At 64.3% G+C, this 442-nt stretch carries 1 protein-coding gene; it reads right to left on the bottom strand.

All coding sequences use genetic code 11. The features are described 5' to 3' along the window. Nucleotides 1–442, bottom strand: a 442-nt coding sequence (locus D7Y13_RS43000) for a glucoamylase family protein (RefSeq protein WP_208734641.1), incomplete at both ends; no start/stop codon positions are given.

Here is a 442-nt window from a genome sequence, read left to right as displayed (position 1 = left end):
CAGATAGTCGCAGCCGTAGGCGTGTTCCCACTGATACGTCGATGCCCAGGCCGCGTAGCTTTGCTCCGCCAGCGGGTAAGTGGGCGAGCCGAGACCGAGCACGTAGAGCAGAAGCGCTTCGTCGTAACCTTCCCATCGGTATTTCAGGAAGCCGGTCTCCGGCTTCCAGCCGTGGGTGACCGTGAGGCCCTGGTTCTGCGCCCACTGCCAGTTGGCGCGCCGATACAGGGCCTCGCCGAGGTCGCGAATTTCAGACTCGTCGGAAGCGGCGGAGTCGAAGTAGCCCGCTGCAGTCAGCGCACCGGCCAGCAGGAAGGCACTGTCCACTGTCGACAACTCGCAATCCCAGGCCCTGCGGCCCGTCTGCATGTCCAGGAAGTGGTAGTAGAAGCCTTGGTAACCGGTTGCGTCGGGCTCCGGGCCGTGCGGGCTGTTCCAGAAG

Origin of the sequence: Corallococcus praedator (assembly GCF_003612125.1) — a bacterium.
GTDB classification, from domain to species: Bacteria; Myxococcota; Myxococcia; order Myxococcales; family Myxococcaceae; genus Corallococcus; species Corallococcus praedator.
This window is presented reverse-complemented; position numbering and strand designations above follow the sequence as displayed.